Annotated in this window: 18 protein-coding genes; 4 read left to right on the plus strand and 14 right to left on the minus strand. The window is 31.3% G+C overall.

Going from position 1 to position 18,001, the window contains the following annotated elements; translation table 11 throughout:
• Nucleotides 1-2: 2 nt before the first annotated feature.
• From pyrR to G4D72_RS07880, 5 genes are all read right to left on the minus strand, one after another.
• A complete protein-coding gene (gene pyrR, locus G4D72_RS07860; RefSeq protein ID WP_166077118.1) occupies nt 3-545 on the minus strand; it encodes a bifunctional pyr operon transcriptional regulator/uracil phosphoribosyltransferase PyrR in 543 nt (180 codons plus the stop codon).
• Between the two features lie 228 nt (nt 546-773).
• Nucleotides 774-1,355 carry a Maf-like protein gene (locus G4D72_RS07865; RefSeq protein WP_166077119.1) on the minus strand — a complete coding sequence of 194 codons (582 nt, stop codon included), beginning with the start codon at nt 1,353-1,355 and terminating at the stop codon, nt 774-776.
• 1 nt (nt 1,356) lies between these two features.
• Nucleotides 1,357-2,271, minus strand: coding sequence for a geranylgeranylglycerol-phosphate geranylgeranyltransferase (locus G4D72_RS07870; RefSeq protein WP_166077120.1), 915 nt, complete (start codon nt 2,269-2,271; stop codon nt 1,357-1,359).
• 19 nt (nt 2,272-2,290) lie between these two features.
• Nucleotides 2,291-2,818, minus strand: a complete 528-nt coding sequence (locus G4D72_RS07875) for a KdsC family phosphatase (RefSeq protein ID WP_166077121.1) — start codon at nt 2,816-2,818, stop codon at nt 2,291-2,293.
• Entirely contained in the window at nt 2,802-3,551 is a 750-nt protein-coding gene (locus G4D72_RS07880; RefSeq protein WP_166077122.1) for a Rossmann-like and DUF2520 domain-containing protein, read from the minus strand. Before G4D72_RS07880 ends, G4D72_RS07875 begins: the two co-directional genes overlap by 17 nt.
• Nucleotides 3,552-3,715: 164 nt before the next feature.
• Here G4D72_RS07880 and yaaA point away from each other — a divergent pair, with 164 nt between their 5' ends.
• Together yaaA and G4D72_RS07890 are read left to right on the plus strand one after the other, a co-directional pair.
• Nucleotides 3,716-4,474, plus strand: coding sequence for a peroxide stress protein YaaA (yaaA, locus tag G4D72_RS07885; RefSeq protein WP_166077123.1), 759 nt, complete (start codon nt 3,716-3,718; stop codon nt 4,472-4,474).
• 44 nt (nt 4,475-4,518) lie between these two features.
• Nucleotides 4,519-4,866 carry a hypothetical protein gene (locus G4D72_RS07890; RefSeq protein WP_166077124.1) on the plus strand — a complete coding sequence of 116 codons (348 nt, stop codon included), beginning with the start codon at nt 4,519-4,521 and terminating at the stop codon, nt 4,864-4,866.
• 57 nt (nt 4,867-4,923) lie between these two features.
• Here G4D72_RS07890 and G4D72_RS07895 read toward each other — a convergent pair whose 3' ends face one another.
• The 8 genes from G4D72_RS07895 to G4D72_RS07930 form a co-directional block, all read right to left on the minus strand.
• Nucleotides 4,924-7,992, minus strand: coding sequence for a choice-of-anchor I family protein (locus G4D72_RS07895; protein ID WP_235922475.1), 3,069 nt, complete (start codon nt 7,990-7,992; stop codon nt 4,924-4,926).
• Between the two features lie 140 nt (nt 7,993-8,132).
• The gene (gene trpA, locus G4D72_RS07900; RefSeq protein ID WP_166077125.1) at nt 8,133-8,897 is read right to left on the minus strand and encodes a tryptophan synthase subunit alpha; all 765 of its coding nucleotides are present in this window, start codon (nt 8,895-8,897) and stop codon (nt 8,133-8,135) included.
• 109 nt (nt 8,898-9,006) lie between these two features.
• Nucleotides 9,007-10,191 (minus strand): tryptophan synthase subunit beta, encoded by a 1,185-nt coding sequence (gene trpB, locus G4D72_RS07905; RefSeq protein ID WP_166077126.1) that lies wholly within the window; start codon nt 10,189-10,191, stop codon nt 9,007-9,009.
• On the minus strand, nt 10,178-10,801 hold the full coding sequence (locus G4D72_RS07910; RefSeq protein ID WP_235922476.1) for a phosphoribosylanthranilate isomerase: 624 nt from the start codon (nt 10,799-10,801) through the stop codon (nt 10,178-10,180). The genes trpB and G4D72_RS07910 overlap by 14 nt, the downstream gene beginning before the upstream one ends.
• A gap of 173 nt (nt 10,802-10,974) precedes the next feature.
• Nucleotides 10,975-11,754, minus strand: a complete 780-nt coding sequence (gene trpC / locus G4D72_RS07915) for an indole-3-glycerol phosphate synthase TrpC (RefSeq protein WP_166077128.1) — start codon at nt 11,752-11,754, stop codon at nt 10,975-10,977.
• Nucleotides 11,751-12,746, minus strand: coding sequence for an anthranilate phosphoribosyltransferase (trpD, locus tag G4D72_RS07920; RefSeq protein ID WP_166077129.1), 996 nt, complete (start codon nt 12,744-12,746; stop codon nt 11,751-11,753). Before trpD ends, trpC begins: the two co-directional genes overlap by 4 nt.
• 188 nt (nt 12,747-12,934) lie before the next feature.
• Entirely contained in the window at nt 12,935-13,498 is a 564-nt protein-coding gene (locus G4D72_RS07925; RefSeq protein WP_166077131.1) for an anthranilate synthase component II, read from the minus strand.
• A 36-nt stretch (nt 13,499-13,534) separates the two neighbouring features.
• Entirely contained in the window at nt 13,535-14,932 is a 1,398-nt protein-coding gene (locus tag G4D72_RS07930) for an anthranilate synthase component I family protein (protein WP_166077132.1), read from the minus strand.
• Between the two features lie 262 nt (nt 14,933-15,194).
• Between G4D72_RS07930 and G4D72_RS07935 the strand changes: the two genes are divergently transcribed.
• Together G4D72_RS07935 and G4D72_RS07940 are read left to right on the plus strand one after the other, a co-directional pair.
• Nucleotides 15,195-15,737 (plus strand): Smr/MutS family protein, encoded by a 543-nt coding sequence (locus G4D72_RS07935; protein WP_207784884.1) that lies wholly within the window; start codon nt 15,195-15,197, stop codon nt 15,735-15,737.
• A gap of 140 nt (nt 15,738-15,877) precedes the next feature.
• Nucleotides 15,878-16,999: a cysteine desulfurase family protein gene (locus G4D72_RS07940; protein WP_166077133.1), complete on the plus strand. Its 1,122-nt coding sequence runs from the start codon at nt 15,878-15,880 to the stop codon at nt 16,997-16,999.
• Nucleotides 17,000-17,048: 49 nt separating this feature from the next.
• Here the strand turns inward: G4D72_RS07940 and G4D72_RS07945 are convergent, their stop codons facing one another.
• Nucleotides 17,049-17,894: a DUF2911 domain-containing protein gene (locus G4D72_RS07945; protein WP_166077134.1), complete on the minus strand. Its 846-nt coding sequence runs from the start codon at nt 17,892-17,894 to the stop codon at nt 17,049-17,051.
• Nucleotides 17,895-18,001 lie beyond the last annotated feature (107 nt).

Raw genomic sequence — 18,001 nt, forward strand, 5'->3', positions numbered from 1 at the left:
TCTTAATCTTTTACCTCTATGTAAACGGCATCTTCGCCATCTTTTTCCATCCATTTTACCAAAACTTTTTCGTTGTTTATGGCATCTACTTGTCGACCACGATAATCAGGTTGAATAGGTAAATCTCTACTAAAACGTCTATCAATTAAGGTTAAAAGCTCTATAGATTTTGGTCGACCAAAGGATTGAATAGCTGTTAACGCGGCGCGAATACTTCTTCCAGTGTATAAAACATCATCAATAAATACGACATGTTTATCTTCCACTAAAAAATCTATTTGTGTTTGGTTGGCTTCGAAAGGTTTTTCACTTCTTCTAAAATCATCTCTAAAAAAAGTAATATCTAATAAACCTAATTTTAAATCAGAGATTTGATACTCCTCTTTTAAAATTTCCGCCAATCTTTTAGCTAAAAAAGTTCCTCTTGGTTGAATTCCGATAAGAATGGTATTTGTAAAATCGAGATGTTTTTCGATTAATTGACAGGCCAATCGATGTAAGATGATGTTGACTTCTTTGGTGTTGAGCAATAGTTTTTGACTCATGTTACTGTGTGTTGTGTTTACAAAAGTAAGTAAAAAAATCCAAATCTTAAAATTCAAAAATATGTTCAAAAATCATTTTTTTTAAACACAGATAATAGAAATTTGACGGATTAAAATAATTTCCCTAATTCATATTAAAAAATAATTTCATGATTAAAGCAAAGTTTGAAAAATTTCACAGATTAATATAATTTCTCCAAACTGTGTTCAAAAAATTAATTTCATGTTTTATAATTTCATCATTTCTTCATACAATCTGTGCGTTGGCAAGCCTACCACATTCGCATAACTTCCTTCAATTTTCTCTATAGCAACTAAACCAATCCATTCCTGAATTCCATAAGAACCCGCTTTATCGAAAGGTTTGTAATTTTTCAGATAATAATTAATTTCATCTGCCGATAACTTCGTAAAGGTTACTAATGTTTCTTCGTGAAAAACAACTTCTTTATTAGTAGTTTTAATGCAAACTGAGGTGATTACTTTATGAGTAGTTCCTGACATTTCGGTAAGCATTTCAAAAGCGTCTTCGTAATCTTTTGGTTTGCCTAGCGCTTTGTTATTCAGCCAAACAATAGTATCTGAAGTAATTAAAATATCATTTTCATTTAATTCAGAAACAAAAGCAGAAGCTTTTAATTTAGCCAAGAAATTGGTTATCTCTTCTGCTTGTAAATGCTCCGGATAAAGCTCTTCAATATCTTTCAATTGAATTTCGAAAGCGACATCCAATTCTTTTAAAAATTGTTGTCTTCTAGGTGAACCAGATGCTAAAATGATTCGATGATTTTTGAATTTTTCGTGAAGCATATTAATTTCCAATTAAAACTATAGCGGTTAATGAAAAAATGGTAGTTAACATGATAATTTTTAACAGTTTACTTATAAAACTGAAGTCAGCTTTTGATTTGGCAGTAATCGTTTTAAAAATCACAAACAAAGTTGGAAGCATCATTAAAATCACGAAATAACCAATTACATACGGCATGTGCATAATGTTATTGTAAATGAAATAACAAGCATATCCTATAAAGCCTAATAAAGTGAAACTGGTTAAGATTTTGCTTACTGGGATTCCGAAATACGAAGCCACAGTTGTGATTTCAAAAGCTTTATCGCCTTCAATATCTTCGATTGTTTTGACAACTTCTCTGGCAAAATGTAACAAGAAAGCTAAAACTGCATAATCAATAATTACAGACAAAATGTTAAACATTTCATTGCTATTGAATTCGAAAATAAAAGGGAAAATATTAAATAATCCGACAACTAAAATACTCGAAGCAGCTAGAAAAGCAATAACGACATTTCCTACTATTGGTAGTTGTTTTAAACCATTTGAATAGACATACAACAAGGCTGAACATATTACAAAAACAGCTGCAATTGCTGGTTTTCCTACGGTTCGACTCAAATAAAATCCTAAACCAACTCCAATTACATTTAATGCAAAATACAAGTTATAAGCATTTTTTTCCGAAATATGCGAACCAACATACACTTTATTTGGTTTGTTAATAGCATCTACATCAACATCATAAATATCATTGATAATGTAACCAGCGGCAGCAATTGAAAGCGTAGCAATAATTAATAAAAAGTATTTCCAATTGTTTAAGGCTTGTAAAATTTCTGCCTGATTTAAAAAAGTATATTTTATTACGATTTGCGATAGAGCAATCATTAATAAGTTTTCTATACGTATCAGTTTTAAGTAGTATTTCATTTTTGTTAATTATTTATTTTTAATCAAGTTGTCCATCAAAATCATCCATCCATTTTCCTTGAACTTTTAATACTTGTTCAATTACATCTCGAACTGCACCTTTTCCACCATTTACATGAGAAATGTATTTGCTAATTCCCTTTATTTCTTGAACGGCGTCTTGCGGACAGGTTGGTAAACCTACTTTTTGCATCACTAAATAATCTGGGATATCGTCACCCATATATAAGATTTCTTCAGGTTTGAGTTGGTATCCATCACAAAATTCATAAAATCGTTCCATTTTATCTGGAACAGCTAAATAAATATCTTTAATTCCTAAATTTTGTAAGCGTACACGAACACCTTCATTGCTTCCGCCAGAAATAATACAAACCGGATAACCTTTATCTATAGCCGCTTTCATAGCATAACCATCTTTAATATTCATCTGACGAAGTAATTGTCCATCTTCAGAGATATGAACGGTTCCGTCTGTTAACACGCCATCAATATCAAAGATAAACGCTTTAATATCATTCATTAATTCTTTATAACTTTTCGACATTTTGTATAGATTTTGTCAGTAATTTATATATTTCAACCTGATTTTCATCGCTAAGAAAATCGATATGTTTTGCTATTGTTTTGGAATCTTTTCTTAAAGCTGGTCCAGTCTGAGCTTCTTTTGGAGATAATGTTTTAATTTTTGAGGCAGTTTCCTCAATTAAAGGTTGTAAAATTGAAAAAGGAATATTGTTTTGATTACAGATTTCATTTCCAATTTGATACAAATGATTTGTGAAATTACAAACAAAAACAGCTGAAACATGTAAAGCTTTTCGTTGATTGCCATCAATTTTATACACTGAATTAGAAATAGATTGCGCTACTTTTTCAAGAAGTAAATAATCTGATACATGCTCCGATTCCAAACAAATTGGTATTTCTGTGAATGAAACAGATTTATTTTTAGAAAAAGTTTGCAAAGGATAAAAAACACCTCTTCTGTTTTTCTTGTCAAGCAAATTAAAATCAGTACTTCCTGAAGTATGCACTACTAACCTGTTTTCAAATTCTAATTGATTAGAAACACTTGCTATGGCATCATCTGAAACACAAATTATATACATATCTGCGTCAGAAATTTTAGTAAAATCAGAAGTTTGAATGGATTTAGGAAAATCTTCAGAAAGCGTTCTAGAAAAAACTTGCACAACTTCTACTTCAGTAGCTTTGGAAAAAGCCTGAAATAAATGCGTTGCCACGTTTCCGGAACCTAAAAGAATCACTTTAATCATGTGGCGAATTTAGGGATTTCAAATGCAATATCAAAGTTGAAGTTTAAAAACAAGTTCAAAGTTCTCAACACAGATTTAAGAAATTACATTAATCTGTCAAATATCTCAAATCTGAGTTGTAATAAATAATCCTATTGCTTATTTTTGAAAAAAATCTACTGAAAATGAAAATTGTTATTTCGCCCGCTAAATCTTTAAACCTTGAAAAAGAACTTCCCACTCAATTGTACACGGAATCGTCTTTTTTAAAACAAGCTGAAACCATTCAGAAAACCCTAAAAAAGAAGAAACCAAAACAATTGATGGAATTGATGGACATTTCTGAAAAATTAGGAGAATTAAATTGGGAACGCAATCAAAAATGGGAACTTCCATTTACAACAGAAAATGCACGACCAGCGGTTTATACTTTTGACGGTGATGTTTATACGGGTTTAGACGCTTATTCACTAGAAACTGATAAAATAGCAGTTTTACAGGATAAATTGAGAATTTTGTCTGGTTTATATGGCTTACTAAAACCCTTAGATTTGATGCAAGCGTATCGATTAGAAATGGGTACTTCTATAGCCATTGGAACCAAGAAAAATTTATATGAGTTTTGGAAAAAAACAGTTACCGATGCTTTAAATGAAGAATTAGAAACTGACGAATTATTTGTCAATTTAGCGAGTAACGAATATTTTTCAGCTGTTGATGTAAAAAAACTTAAAGTTCCAGTTATTACTCCGGAATTTAAAGATTACAAAGATGGAAAACTAAAAATAATTTCCTTTTTTGCTAAAAAAGCTCGTGGTTTAATGGTTCGTTATATAATTGACACAAACGCAGAAACCATTGAAGATTTAAAAGGATTTAACTACGAAGGTTATGCATTCGATGGCAATTTATCTGATGGAAATAAATTAGTTTTTACAAGATAATTTTTTTTTTGCTATTTTTACATAAACCTTAAAATCAAATAGTTATGAAAAAAATTTTCCTTTTATTAGGTATATTTGTATGCTCATCTTTTACAGTTACAAATGTTTACAAACCTTTTGAGGTTCAAGTAAGAATACACGCAAATAAAATCGAACTTAAACCAAGTAACGGTTTTAATTTTTCGTTAATGGCTTTTACTAAAAAATCGGTTTTTATTAATGAAAGTGGTATGATTAATGAAAAATTACCGGAAGAAATTGAAAATTCTGATTTCATTTTTAAAATCGCTCGAAAAAACAATAAAATTCTTTTAGAAGGAATAAAAAACACCAAATGGAAAACCTTAGAAATTAAAAATGAGGCAATAATAAACCAAAATGGAATGCAATAATTCATAAAAAAATCCTCTAACTTTCATTAGAGGATTTTTTTTAAAGATATTTTTAATTTAATTCACAACTAGTTTCTTCATTATTCCTTCGCTAGTTTTTACTAAATAGATTCCTTTTGAAAGTTTACTGGTATCAATAGTTAAAGCTTCTTTCTCTTCACTTATTTTCTTACCTGAAACATCAAATAATTCGTAATCAGCTACTCTATTAAAATAAACAATTCCGTTTTGAGATGGATTCGGAAAAATAGCAAATGTTTTAACTTCTGCGTTAAAATTTGGAGCAGATAAAGTATTTGTATCTACTTCAAAAACTGTAATAGTTCCGCTGATTTCATTCGCCACTAAAACATAAGCTTTTCCATTTGGACTATTTTCCGGTTTGATGTAAGTAATTCCCTCTGGACCATGATCACCTGCATATGCAGAAGTACTTCTACTGTTTTTATAATCAACAAAAGTTACGTTATTTGGATTCGTAATATTATAAACCATTACACCGCCAATTCTTTCTAAAGAGATGAAAGCAAAAGTTTCTGTACCAATTTGTGCAACTGTTACGCCTTCTGGTTCCGGACCTTTAGCACGACTTCTACCTTTTGCCACGTTATTCTCATGATCGGCATTGTAAAGACTTGGCAAATTCGCTGCGGTATATCTTTCAAAATCGTCTCCACTATCATATACCAACTGTTTGGTTGTAGTATTAAAAATCGAGAAAGATCGAGCACCTACAGCGTTAATTATTTCAAAATCTGAATCAGCATCTGTATTTCCACTTAAATTCGAAACTCTAAAACGGCCCATATTATAAGATTGTTTTAAAATTGAAGTATTCGGATAAATAGCTGGATCTAAAGTGTAAGTAGCAGCTCCAACAGTGGTTCTTTCAACAAAACCGGTATATTCTTTTTCATCACCTTCATTAGCCGTAACTAAATAAGTAGTTCCACCAACAGAATAATTCGCCACAGCATCAGGCATATAAAAAGCTTGAATAGGCCAATTGGCAATTAAAACTTGTCCGTTAGTATCTGAAATATCCATTCCATTTCCAGGAAGACTAACATCTTTTGTGCCTAAAGCCCAAATATCAGTAAAAGTTGAAGTGGCCAAATTAATTTCAACAACGGCATTATTTTCTTGTAGTGTCACCCAAGCTTTCTGAGAATCTTCGCTAATTGTAACGTATTCAGGTTCAAAATCTTGAGATAATGTACTTGTTGCTTTTAATTTTCTAATTCCAGATGCGATTAATGTAGCTTCTTGCGAATTGTAAGCTGTAAATAATAAAGTGGTAACATTAGCTTGACTTAAAGCAGGAATTCCACCAGAAATGTCAATTATACTAACAGAACCTTCGGGATCGATTGAGTAATTCGCATTAGGTTGCCCTTCATTAGCTGTAATAACTTTTGTGCCATCAGGAGAAAACGTAATCATATCTGGTAAGGCACCAACTGTAACTTGTTTTAAAAATACACCATTCGTATCGAAGAAGACTACCGAACCGTTTAAAGTTTCATCTGCATTTGGAGAAGCTACTGCAACGATACCATTTTTAACCGCAACAGAAGTAACTCCACCATATGTATTCATATCAATTGAATTAACTACTGTTGGAGTTGTTGGATTAGAAAAATTAATAATATCTAAAAATCCTGCCACAGCACTGGTTGTAAATAAACGTTGTGATGCTGGATCATGAACTACAATTTCACAAGTACTTGTGCTTGCTCCAGATGGATCAAAACTTCCTACATAATTTAATTCAATTTCTTGTGAAGGAATTGGAGCTACATCATCGTTATCAATAATAAAAACAGTTGAAAATGAATTTCCAGAAATAGTAACTCCCACCGGATTTTCTAAACTTAATACAAAATATTCCGCTTGTTGTTCAGCTAAGGCATCATCGACGATTGGAATAGTAATAGTTTGCGTTAATGAACTTGAATTAGTAAAGTTTAAGGTCTGAGTCGATAAAACAATATCACTTGCATTTGCGGTACTAAACGGAGTCGATTTTACCACTAAATCTACAGAAGAAGTGGCTGGACTTGTTAAATTGATTAAAAATGAAAGTGTTGCTCCTTCATTAGTGGTAATAAAATTAGAAGCAAAACCCACTGTAGGATTTCCTGTAGTAAAAGTAGACGCTTGAAGACTGTTTATTGCATTATTGTTTAAATCTTCAACCACATTTGCTAATAACGCTACATAATATTGCTGTCCGTTATTTAAATTAGTTGTTGGAACAATAGTTATTGTATTCCCAGAAATTGATGCATCAAAAGGAACTTGTGTACCAGAAGCATTATTTAATCTTAATTCTACCAATGCATCTACATTAGAATTGGTAATTGCACTATCGTCAACCAATCGAATAGCTTCATTGAAACTCAAAGTGGGTTGTATCGTTGTGGCTACATTTGAAGCTGAATTGGAAGGTAAAAAAGTTACACTTGGCGGCGTAATATCAGCACCACTGAAGGTTGTACCTTCCAAAGTGAAATTATCAAACCTATTATTTCCAACAGTACCACCACTTCCTTGAGAAAATTCAACTTTTAGTTTGAAATTTGGGTTATTATTCGCTCCAGAAATAGCTGTAAAATCAAAGGTTGCTAAAGTAGGATCACCATTATTGGGTAAAATCGTAGTAAACGGAATATAAGATGTTCCATTTAAAGAATACGACCAAGATTGTGTTCCTGCTCCAGATCCCGATCTACGAGTGGCAAATTTTACTAAAATCGTTTCAAATCCGGTTGTAGGTAAAGAAAATTCTAAAGCTCCTCCAATCGGATCATTAAAACGTAAGTGACTTCCAGAAACATCACTATTTCTGGCATTTAAATTCAAAACATTAAAATTTTGACCTGTACCACCTGCAAAATCTATAGCACTAATTCCACCAGGAATAGCAACTAAATTAGCACCACCAACTGTTTGTGATGGTGTTGTGATTGTGGAAACAGATGCATTGTTGTTAAAATTCCAATAATGAACCAGATTTTGACCCCATGAAAAACTGGTAAGTAAGAGTAATGATAAGATTACTTGTTTTTTTGTTAGATAATTTTTGTACATAGTTGAGTAGTTTTTAATTGCTACAAAATTCATGGCCGTACATTAAAATAGTATCAAACTAAAAACAAATAAATGTAAAATAATTACAGTTTATCTTTACAAAACTTTACGAAATTGGTTCAATCATCCCCCAAAACCAGCTTATTTATTTCCTTAAGATTAACTTAAAGCTACTAGGCTCTAATTTTTTCAACAAACTCCCCTATTTTAGCTATGGAATTTTGGGTGATGTACTTGATAAAAGCACTTCCAATAATTGCACCTTTTTGATGTAAAGTGGCTTGTGTAAAAGTTTCCTTATCACTAATTCCAAAACCTATAATCTGTGGGTTTTTTAAATTTAAACTTGCAATTCGTTCAAAATATGCTGTTTGTTCAGTTCCAAATCCAGCCTGACCACCAGTAACGGCAGCTGTACTTACCATATAAATGAAGCTGTCTGAAACGGCATCAATCTCCATAATACGTTCGTTTGAAGTTTGAGGCGTAATTAGAAATACGTTTTTCAAATTATATTTTTCAAAAATAGCTTGGTATTCAGACAAATATTCTTCAAGAGGCAAATCTGGAATGATTAATCCATCTATTCCAACTTCTTGACATTTCTGACAAAAATTTTCCACTCCAAACTGCATCATAGGATTAAAATAACCCATTATAATTAAAGGAATTTGTACCGAATTACGAACCTCTTTTAATTGTTCAAAAAGTAATTTTGTAGTCATCCCGTTTTCAATGGCTTGAGTAGAACTTTCCTGAATGGTTGGTCCGTCTGCCAATGGATCTGAAAAAGGCAAACCAATTTCGATCATGTCTACGCCACTTTTTTCTAATGCTTCAATAGTTGGAATGGTATCATTTAAATTTGGATATCCTGCTGTAAAATAGATGGATAATAGCTTTTTATTTTCTTGTAATTTTTGATTGATTCTGTTCATTTTTTTAAGGTGCTAAGTTGGTTTGTTTCGCCACGAAGGTGCAAAAACACAAAGTTTTTATTTTTTTTGTGAATTTAGCTACTCTCATTTCGAGCCTTGCTGTTATAAATTAAAATCCGAAATAATTGATATAGGTATTCAAATCTTTATCGCCTCTTCCAGATAAATTAATCACCACAATATCAGTCGGTTTGAATTGTTTTTTATCTAAAACTGCAAATGCATGAGCGGTCTCGATTGCTGGAATAATTCCTTCCATTTTAGAAATTTCTAAACCAGAATTCATGGCGTCTTCATCAGTTATGGAAATAAATTCGGCTCTTCCCGTATCACATAAATGTGCGTGTAAAGGTCCAACTCCTGGATAATCCAATCCTGCAGAAATAGAATATGGTTCGGTAATTTGTCCGTCTTCTGTTTGCATTAATAAAGTTCTACTTCCATGAATGATTCCGATTTTACCTAAAACCGATGTTGCAGCACTTTCACCCGAATCTACTCCATGTCCTGCAGCTTCAACAGCAATTAAACCAACTTGTTCATCATCTAAAAATTCATAAAAAGCACCTGCAGCGTTACTTCCTCCACCTACACAAGCAATCACATAATCTGGATATTCTGTACCTTCATGTGTTAGCAATTGCGATTTAATTTCTTTAGAAATAATGCTTTGAAATTTAGCTACCATGTCTGGATAAGGATGCGGACCAACTACTGAACCAATAATATAAAACGTATCTGTTGGATTGTTAATCCAATCGCGAATGGCTTCATTGGTTGCGTCTTTCAATGTTTTTGAACCTGAAGTAGCTGGGCGAACTTCTGCACCAAGCATTTTCATTCTCGCTACATTAGGTGCTTGTCTTTCGATATCCACTTCACCCATGTAAACAATGCATTGTAATCCCATTAAGGCGCAGACCGTTGCAGTAGCTACTCCATGTTGCCCTGCTCCTGTTTCAGCAATAATTCTAGTTTTTCCTAAGCGTTTAGCTAAAATAATTTGTCCAATAGTATTGTTTACTTTATGCGCACCAGTGTGACATAAATCTTCTCTTTTCAAATATACTTTGGTATTGTATTTTTCAGATAAACGTTTGGCATAATATAAAGGTGTTGGTCGCCCTACATATTGCTCTAATAAATACATGTATTCTTCTTGAAAACTTGGTTCTGCAATGATAGAAAGATATTGTGTGCGTAATTCCTCTACATTAGGATATAGCATTTCTGGAATAAAAGCTCCACCAAATTTTCCGTAAAATCCTTTTTCTGATACATTAAACTGACTCATATAGTTGTGTTTTAAATTGTTGTATTGTTTCTTTGTTTTTTAATCCGGGTTCCATTTCAAATTGACTGTTTACATCTAAGGCATAACAACGTTTTGAAGCTGGTGATTTAAGAAATTCTTTTATATTTTCGCTATCATCTAATCCGATGCCACCACTCAAAAAATAGGGTTTATCTAAATGATACTTGTCTAAAATTTGCCAATTGAATTTTGTGCCGTTTCCACCTGGTAATTTTCCTTTGGTATCAAATAAAAAATAATCTACCATTTGGTACTGATGTAACCATTCAAAAGAAAAGAAATCATCAACGGAAAAAGCTTTTATAATATTTGTATTTAATTGATTGTGATTTAGTTGGTTTATTAATTCTAAACAATAACTTTCAGATTCATTACCGTGTAATTGGATCATGTTTAAGTCATATTTTTGAATCGTTTTTAGTATTGTTTCTTGTTTTTCATTTACAAAAACACCTACTTTTTTTATAGAACTTGGAAGAGAAACAATAGTGTCATCTGTAAAGTTTCTAGTCGAATTCTCATAGAAAATAAACCCTAAAAAATCAGGTTGTAAATTGGCTATTTCCTGAATATTTTCTGGAAATTTCATACCACATATTTTAAGTTTGACTTTCATTGCTTTAGTTTTAATTTTTGAGACACATAGAAAAGAATTTTATTCAAATAATAGACGCTTCGCTCAAAAAAGTAATCATAAATTTTCGTTTTGAACACAGATTGGAGAAATTTCTAAAATTTATATTATTTCTCTTATCTGAGTTCTTATAATTGTTTGATAAATTCGCTCGCTGCTAAACCTGCATTATCTGTTTTCATAAAGTTTTCACCAATTAAAAATCCTTTGTAACCATAGGCTTGTAACTCTTTCACACTTGCAATATCAGAAATACCGCTTTCAGAAACTTTTACAAATTCGTTTGGAATTAAATTAGCTAACTCTTTACTATACGATAAGTTCACTTCAAAAGTTTTAAGATTTCTATTATTTACACCAATTAAGTTTAAACTTGGCATAATCGATTTGTGAAGTTCTTCTTCATTATGTACTTCTAACAAAACTTCTAATCCCAGCGATTGAGCAAATTCCGACAAATCTTTAATTTCTTGTCGACTCAAAACAGCCGCAATTAATAAAATTACATCTGCGCCATGTGCTTTAGCTTCTAAAATTTGATACTCATCTATGATAAATTCCTTTCTTAGTAATGGAATTGATACTGAAGCTCGGGCTAAAAGTAAATCGTCTAAACTACCTCCAAAATATTTCATATCTGTAAGAACTGAAATTCCACACACACCAGCATTTTGATAGCCTTTTACCACTTCTTCCACTGTAAAAGATGAATTTATGGTAGATTTTGAAGGCGATTTGCGTTTGTGTTCCGCAATAATTCCAGAAGAAGAATTTAATATCAATTTGCTTAAAGAATTTGTTCTAGAATTAAATAAAACAGAATTTTCTAGTTGTGAAACAGGAATTAGCGCTTTTTTCAAAGCCACTTCTTGCTTTTTATCGGCTATAATTTGGTCTAAAATATTCATGACTTGCTAAGTTGTATAAGTTTGTTTAATTGTTGAAATGCTTTTGTGCTGAATAAACTGTCTTTTGCTTTTTCTAAAGCTTCTGTATAACTTAATCCAGAAATAGTTTGTATGGCTAAGGCTGCATTTACTAAAACCACATTATTTTGTGCTGCAGAACCTTTTCCACTTAACACATCGTAAAATATTTTTGCTGCTTCCTCAATGGTAGTACCACCCTTAATTTCTTGCAATTGAATAGCATCGAAAAGAAATTCAGATGGCGATGAAATGCTTTCTGTTTGATTGGTAATTATTTTTACTGAATCTGTTAAAGATACTTCGTCAAAACCTTCTAATCCGTGAAGAATAGCGTATTTAGTATCTGTTTTTTGATACAAATATGCGTACATTCTGGCTAATTCTAAACTAAATACACCTACCATTTGAAATTTCGGAAAAGACGGATTTACCATTGGTCCTAACATGTTGAAAAAGGTTTTCACACCCAGTTCTTTTCTAATCGGACCAACATTTTTCATAGCTGGATGAAAAAGTGGCGCATGTAAAATAGCAATATTCGCTTCTTCAATACAACGTGATAAAAAATCTTGATCGTTAGAAAATTTAACGCCCATTTGCTCCATAACATTACTTGAACCTGAAATGGAAGAAACGCCGTAATTTCCATGTTTAGCAACTTTATAACCAGCTCCTGCAACAATAAAAGAAGATAAAGTAGAAATGTTAAACGTATCTTTGCCATCGCCACCTGTTCCACATAAATCGATCGTTTCATAAGCAGAAAAATCTACAGGAATACATAATTCCAACAAAGCTTCTCGAAATCCTGAAAGTTCATCAATGGTAATATTTCGCATCATGTATACGGTTAAAAATGCTGCAATTTGATGCGAATTGCAAGTACCCGTAGAGATTTCCATTAAAGTAGATTTAGCTTCTTCTTTAGATAATATCTCGTGATTAATTAGTCTATTTAGTATATTTTTCATTTGTTTTAAGAAATAGTATACCACTCTGTCGCCATAATGGCAAAAAGTCGCATTTTTTTATTTTTTACTTAATTCTTTTTACTTTTTACTTTGTACTTTGTACTTTTTACTTGGCTCTTTTTACTTGCCTCTTTTTACTTGCCTCTTTTTACTTGCCTCTTTTTACTTGGCTCTTTTTACTTGCCTCTTTAATGACTAAGCCAATTTTCCAAGATTTTTTTCCCTTGTGGTGTCAACACACTTTCAGGATGATATTGTACACCTCTAACATCATAAACACTATGTTTAACCGACATAATTTGCCCGTTTTCATCTTTAGAAGTAATAATTAAATTTTGAGGGAAATTTTCTGTAGCAATGACCCAAGAATGGTAACGACCTACTTCTATTTCTTTTGGTAATCCGTTAAAAATGAAATCCTCTTCAGTTTGAATAACTTTTGTAGCAATACCGTGGTATACTTTTTCTAAATTGGTTAAAGATCCACCAAAAACTTCACCAATAGCTTGTACACCTAAGCAAACCCCAAAGATACTTTTGGTTGTGGCATATGTTTTAATTACATCTTTTAATAAACCCGCTTCATCAGGAATTCCTGGTCCTGGAGACAATAAAATTTTATGAAAAGGTTCTAATTCTTTTAATTCAAATTCATCGTTTCTAAAAACAGTAACTTCTGCTCCTAAATCGTCTAAATAGTGTACTAAATTGTAAGTAAAACTATCGTAATTATCTATAACTGCTATTTTCATATTTTTTTATTTATTGGCAAATTGGCTAATTGAGAATTAAATGGTTTCCGCTAAATCTAAAGCTTTTTGCAAAGCACTTAATTTATTATATACTTCTTGTGTTTCATTTTCTTCAGTAGAACTTTCTACAATTCCAGCTCCAGCTTGAAAATACAATTTGTGATTTTTACTCAAAAAAGAACGAATCATAATGGCGTGATTAAAATTTCCTTTAAAATCCATAAAACCAATAGCACCACCATAAAAACTTCTATTCGTTTGTTCAATTTGTTCAATTAATTCCATAGCACGGACTTTTGGCGCGCCAGTTAAAGTTCCTGCAGGAAAAGTATTGGCTACTAAATCAATAAATTGTCTACTATCTTTCAACTTACCAGTAACTTTTGAAACCAAATGAATGACATGAGAAAAGAATTGTACTTCTTTATATTTTTCAACCTGTACGGCTGTACAATTTCTGCTTAAATCATTTCTTGCTAAATCTACTAACATTACGTGTTCACTGTTCTCTTTAGCGTCTTCAGTAAGCTTTTTAGCTAATAAAGCATCTTCTTCATCATTTCCTGTACGCTTAAAAGTTCCGGCGATAGGATGGATTTCTGCGACATTATCTTTAATTACAATTTGCGCTTCTGGTGATGAACCGAAAATTTTATAATTTCCGTAATCGAAATAAAACAAATAAGGAGATGGATTGATACTTCTTAATGCTCGGTACACATTAAATTCGTCGCCTTTAAATTCTTGTGTAAACCGTCTGGATAAAACCAACTGAAAAACATCACCACGCAAACAATGCTTTTTGGCTAAAGCTACATTGGCTTTAAATTCATCATCCGTTAAGTTAGAGTGTACTTCATTTTCTTTTTTAAAGTTAAAAGAAGCAAAGTTTTTATTTTGTAATAATTGTTCAATCTCAGCGATATTATTATCTGAATCATAAGAATGACAGAAAATATAAGCCTCATTATTAAAATGATTGATAGCAATTATATTTTTGTAAATCGCATATTGAATAAGAGGTATTTCGTTATCAGTAGATTTTTCTTTGATGTTTATCTTCTCAAAATACTGAATCGCATCATATGAAATATAACCAAAAAGACCATTATTAATAAATTTAAAAGCTTCAGATTGTGTTTCAAATTGTTGCGAAAAGAGCGCTAATTCTTCCACAACATTTTTATTTTTAAATTCTATTTTCTCGATAAAATTATCAGGATATTGCTTAGTAATGATGTTGTTGTTCACACTAAAATTGGCAATCGGATTGAAACAAATGAACGAAAAACTATTGTCGTTGGCATGATAATCTGAACTTTCCAACAAAAGACTATTCGGAAATTTATCTCTAATTTTTAAATACACACTCACTGGCGTAAAAGTATCCGCTAGTAGTTTTTTAGAATAAGTTTGTAAGGTATAATTTTTCATTTATGCTTTATGTATCTTAATTTTTTTGGTTTAGAATGTTGAAATTGAAAATAAAAAAAAGGCTTGTCGTGAATGACAAGCCTTTTTAGTATATTATTTGAATACAATAGAGGATTTGCTCACGACGTAAGTTGTAAGTTATTCCACCACCAAGTATTTTGAATTCTGTTCTTCATAATAGTGCAAATTTATATAGTTGTAATTTAATTACCAAATTAAATTTGAATTATTTATTTTTGATGCTGATTTTAATTTGAAAATAATGAATATAGGTGATGTTGTACAAGTGCTAGATGATAATTTAGAAGGCAAAGTGATTGGTTTTAAGGAGGATAACAGAGTAATTATAGAAACTACTGATGGTTTTGAGTTAACATATTATCAAAAAGAAGTAATAAAAATTGCTTCAGACGCACCAAAAATTGAATTTGGGGCAAGTATTTCTAAGGTATTAGCAGAAAAAGAAATTCCAAAAAAACCAGGTTCTGTTTTAATTAAACATAGCAAAAAAGACCCAATGGTTTTTGAAGTTGATTTGCATTTAGAAAAAATAATCACAGGAAGAAACCAAAATTTGACTAACTTCGATAAACTGAATATCCAACTTGAAGAAGCCAAACGCGCTATGGATTTTGCCATTTCTAAGCGATATAATCGTGTGATTCTTATACATGGCGTTGGTGATGGCGTACTAAAAAGTGAACTACAATATTTACTAAAACGTTATGAAAACATAGTAATTCAAGAAGCCAGTTACGGAAAATATGGTTTAGGAGCTATGGAAGTTTACATCAAACAAAACTAATACAGAATTAAAGACAAAGTGGCTTAAAGAATTTAATTATATATTGAATAATATTTTTTTACTCTTTGTATAACATATTACAAACACTATAAAAAATTTGCAAATTTGAGCCTTCTTGGCAAAATTAGCGTCTTTACAACATGAAAAAAATATATTTAGATAACGCTGCAACAACGCCACTACGCCCAGAAGTTATTGCTACAATGGTTGATGTTATGCAACACGATTTTGGAAATGCTTCTTCGACACATAGTTTTGGTAGAAGTTCCAAATCGATTTTAGAAACTTCTCGAAAAACGATTGCTAAACATTTAAATTGTTCGGCACAAGAAATTATTTTTACTGCAAATGCCACAGAAGGAACCAACTGGATCTTGCGGGAAATGATTAAAAATAATGGAATTAAAAAAATAATTACCAGTAAAATTGAACATCATGCCACTTTGTATACCGTTTTAAACTTGCAAAAAGAATTCGGAATTGAAGTGGATTATATCAATGTATTGTCAAATGGGAATTTAGACATATTTGATTTTGAAAGAAAATTGAATGATGAAATTCCAACTTTAGTGACATTAATGCATGTAAACAATGAAATTGGAACGGTACTAGATTTAAAAAGAGTTTCAGGAATTTGTCAGAAATATAAAGCTATTTTTCATTGCGATACGGTACAATCTATTGGAAAGATTAAAATTGATTTACAAGAAACTCCGTTAGACTTTCTAGTAGCCAGTGCACATAAATTTCATGGTCCAAAAGGGATTGGTTTTGCATTTATCAGAAAAAACAGAATCATGCAGCCTATGTTATTTGGTGGTGAACAAGAAAAAGGGTTACGTGCTGGAACTGAAGCTATTCATCAGATTGCTGGCATGTCTAAAGCATTTGACTTATCCCATGAACATTTAGTTGAAGAAACAGAATACATATTAGAATTAAAAAAATATTGTATCGCGCAATTACAAGCAAATTTTGAGGGAATAATTATAAATGGAGAAAATACATTTTATAACATTTTAAATGTTTTATTGCCTTTTTCAGAAGAAAAAACAGCTATGATATTATTCCATTTAGATATGAAAGGAATTGCAGTTTCTAGAGGAAGTGCTTGTCAGAGCGGAAGTGTAAAACCTTCACATGTTTTGGCTGAATTTCTATCAGAAGAAAATAGCAAAAAACCTTCATTGAGAATTTCTTTTAGTCATTATAACACGAAAGAAGAAATTGATTTTTTTATAGAAAGTTTAAAAACCATATAAAAAAAAGCCATTCTTTACGAATGGCTTTTTTTATAACGTAAGTTTTGAATTATTTTTTAGACCACAATTCAATACTTTCTTTATTTTGTTTGATGTATTCTTCATTTTTTTCAGCAGTTGCACCAGCTAAAGATAATTTTGCCGTTTCAATGGCTCCTTTTTTATCCCCTAATTTAAACTGAATTAAAGATTTTAATCTGTAATACCAAAACGGAACTTTATCTCCTGATAGTGCAATACCTTGATTGATCCAGATTAAAGCTTTATTTAAATCTGTATTCGATTGATAATAATATTGCGAACAAGTATAGTATTCTTTTGCAGAAGGACCATCCATAGTGTCTTCAATTGTTTTTAATACAATTTTCTGAGTAGGTACATCAATTTTAATTGACACTATTGTTTTTTCCCATGATAACTCTAAATTAGCAGATTCTGTAGTCACATTATTGAAGGAAATCGTAAATGTTTCTACCAATCTGTTTAAACTTTCTGGCTTTGCAGAAGTTTTTAAAGCAACTTTTTCTTCATTCCATTCTTCTGGTAAACCCCAATTTCCTGTTTCTTTATAAAAAATAATATCCCAAGAGTCCGCTTTCGGAGTAGTGTATAAAGCATAAGTTCCTTGTGCTAATGGTTTGCCATCAATCATTACATCTTGTGAAAAAGTAATCGTAGTATTCTCATTCGCACCTGTTCTCCAGTTTTTCCCATAAGGTACTAATTCTCCATACACAGTTCTACCTTTCGCACTTGGTCTGTGATAATCTACAGCAATTTTTGTTAATCCAACTGTTTGATCTACTTTGGAAATTGGACTGGCTTGTGGCATAGTAATTTGTGCTCCAGAAAATCCAGTAACTAAAAGTAAACTTAAAGCAATAATTTTTTTCATAATACATTTATTTTTTTGCTAAATTAATCTAATTTCTTAAATTTAAAAGTTAATAAAAATATAAATTAAAATTTTTGTTTAATTATTTATTTAAAACATTAAACAAT

Source organism: Flavobacterium difficile (assembly GCF_011392115.1).
Classification (GTDB): domain Bacteria; phylum Bacteroidota; class Bacteroidia; order Flavobacteriales; family Flavobacteriaceae; genus Flavobacterium; species Flavobacterium difficile.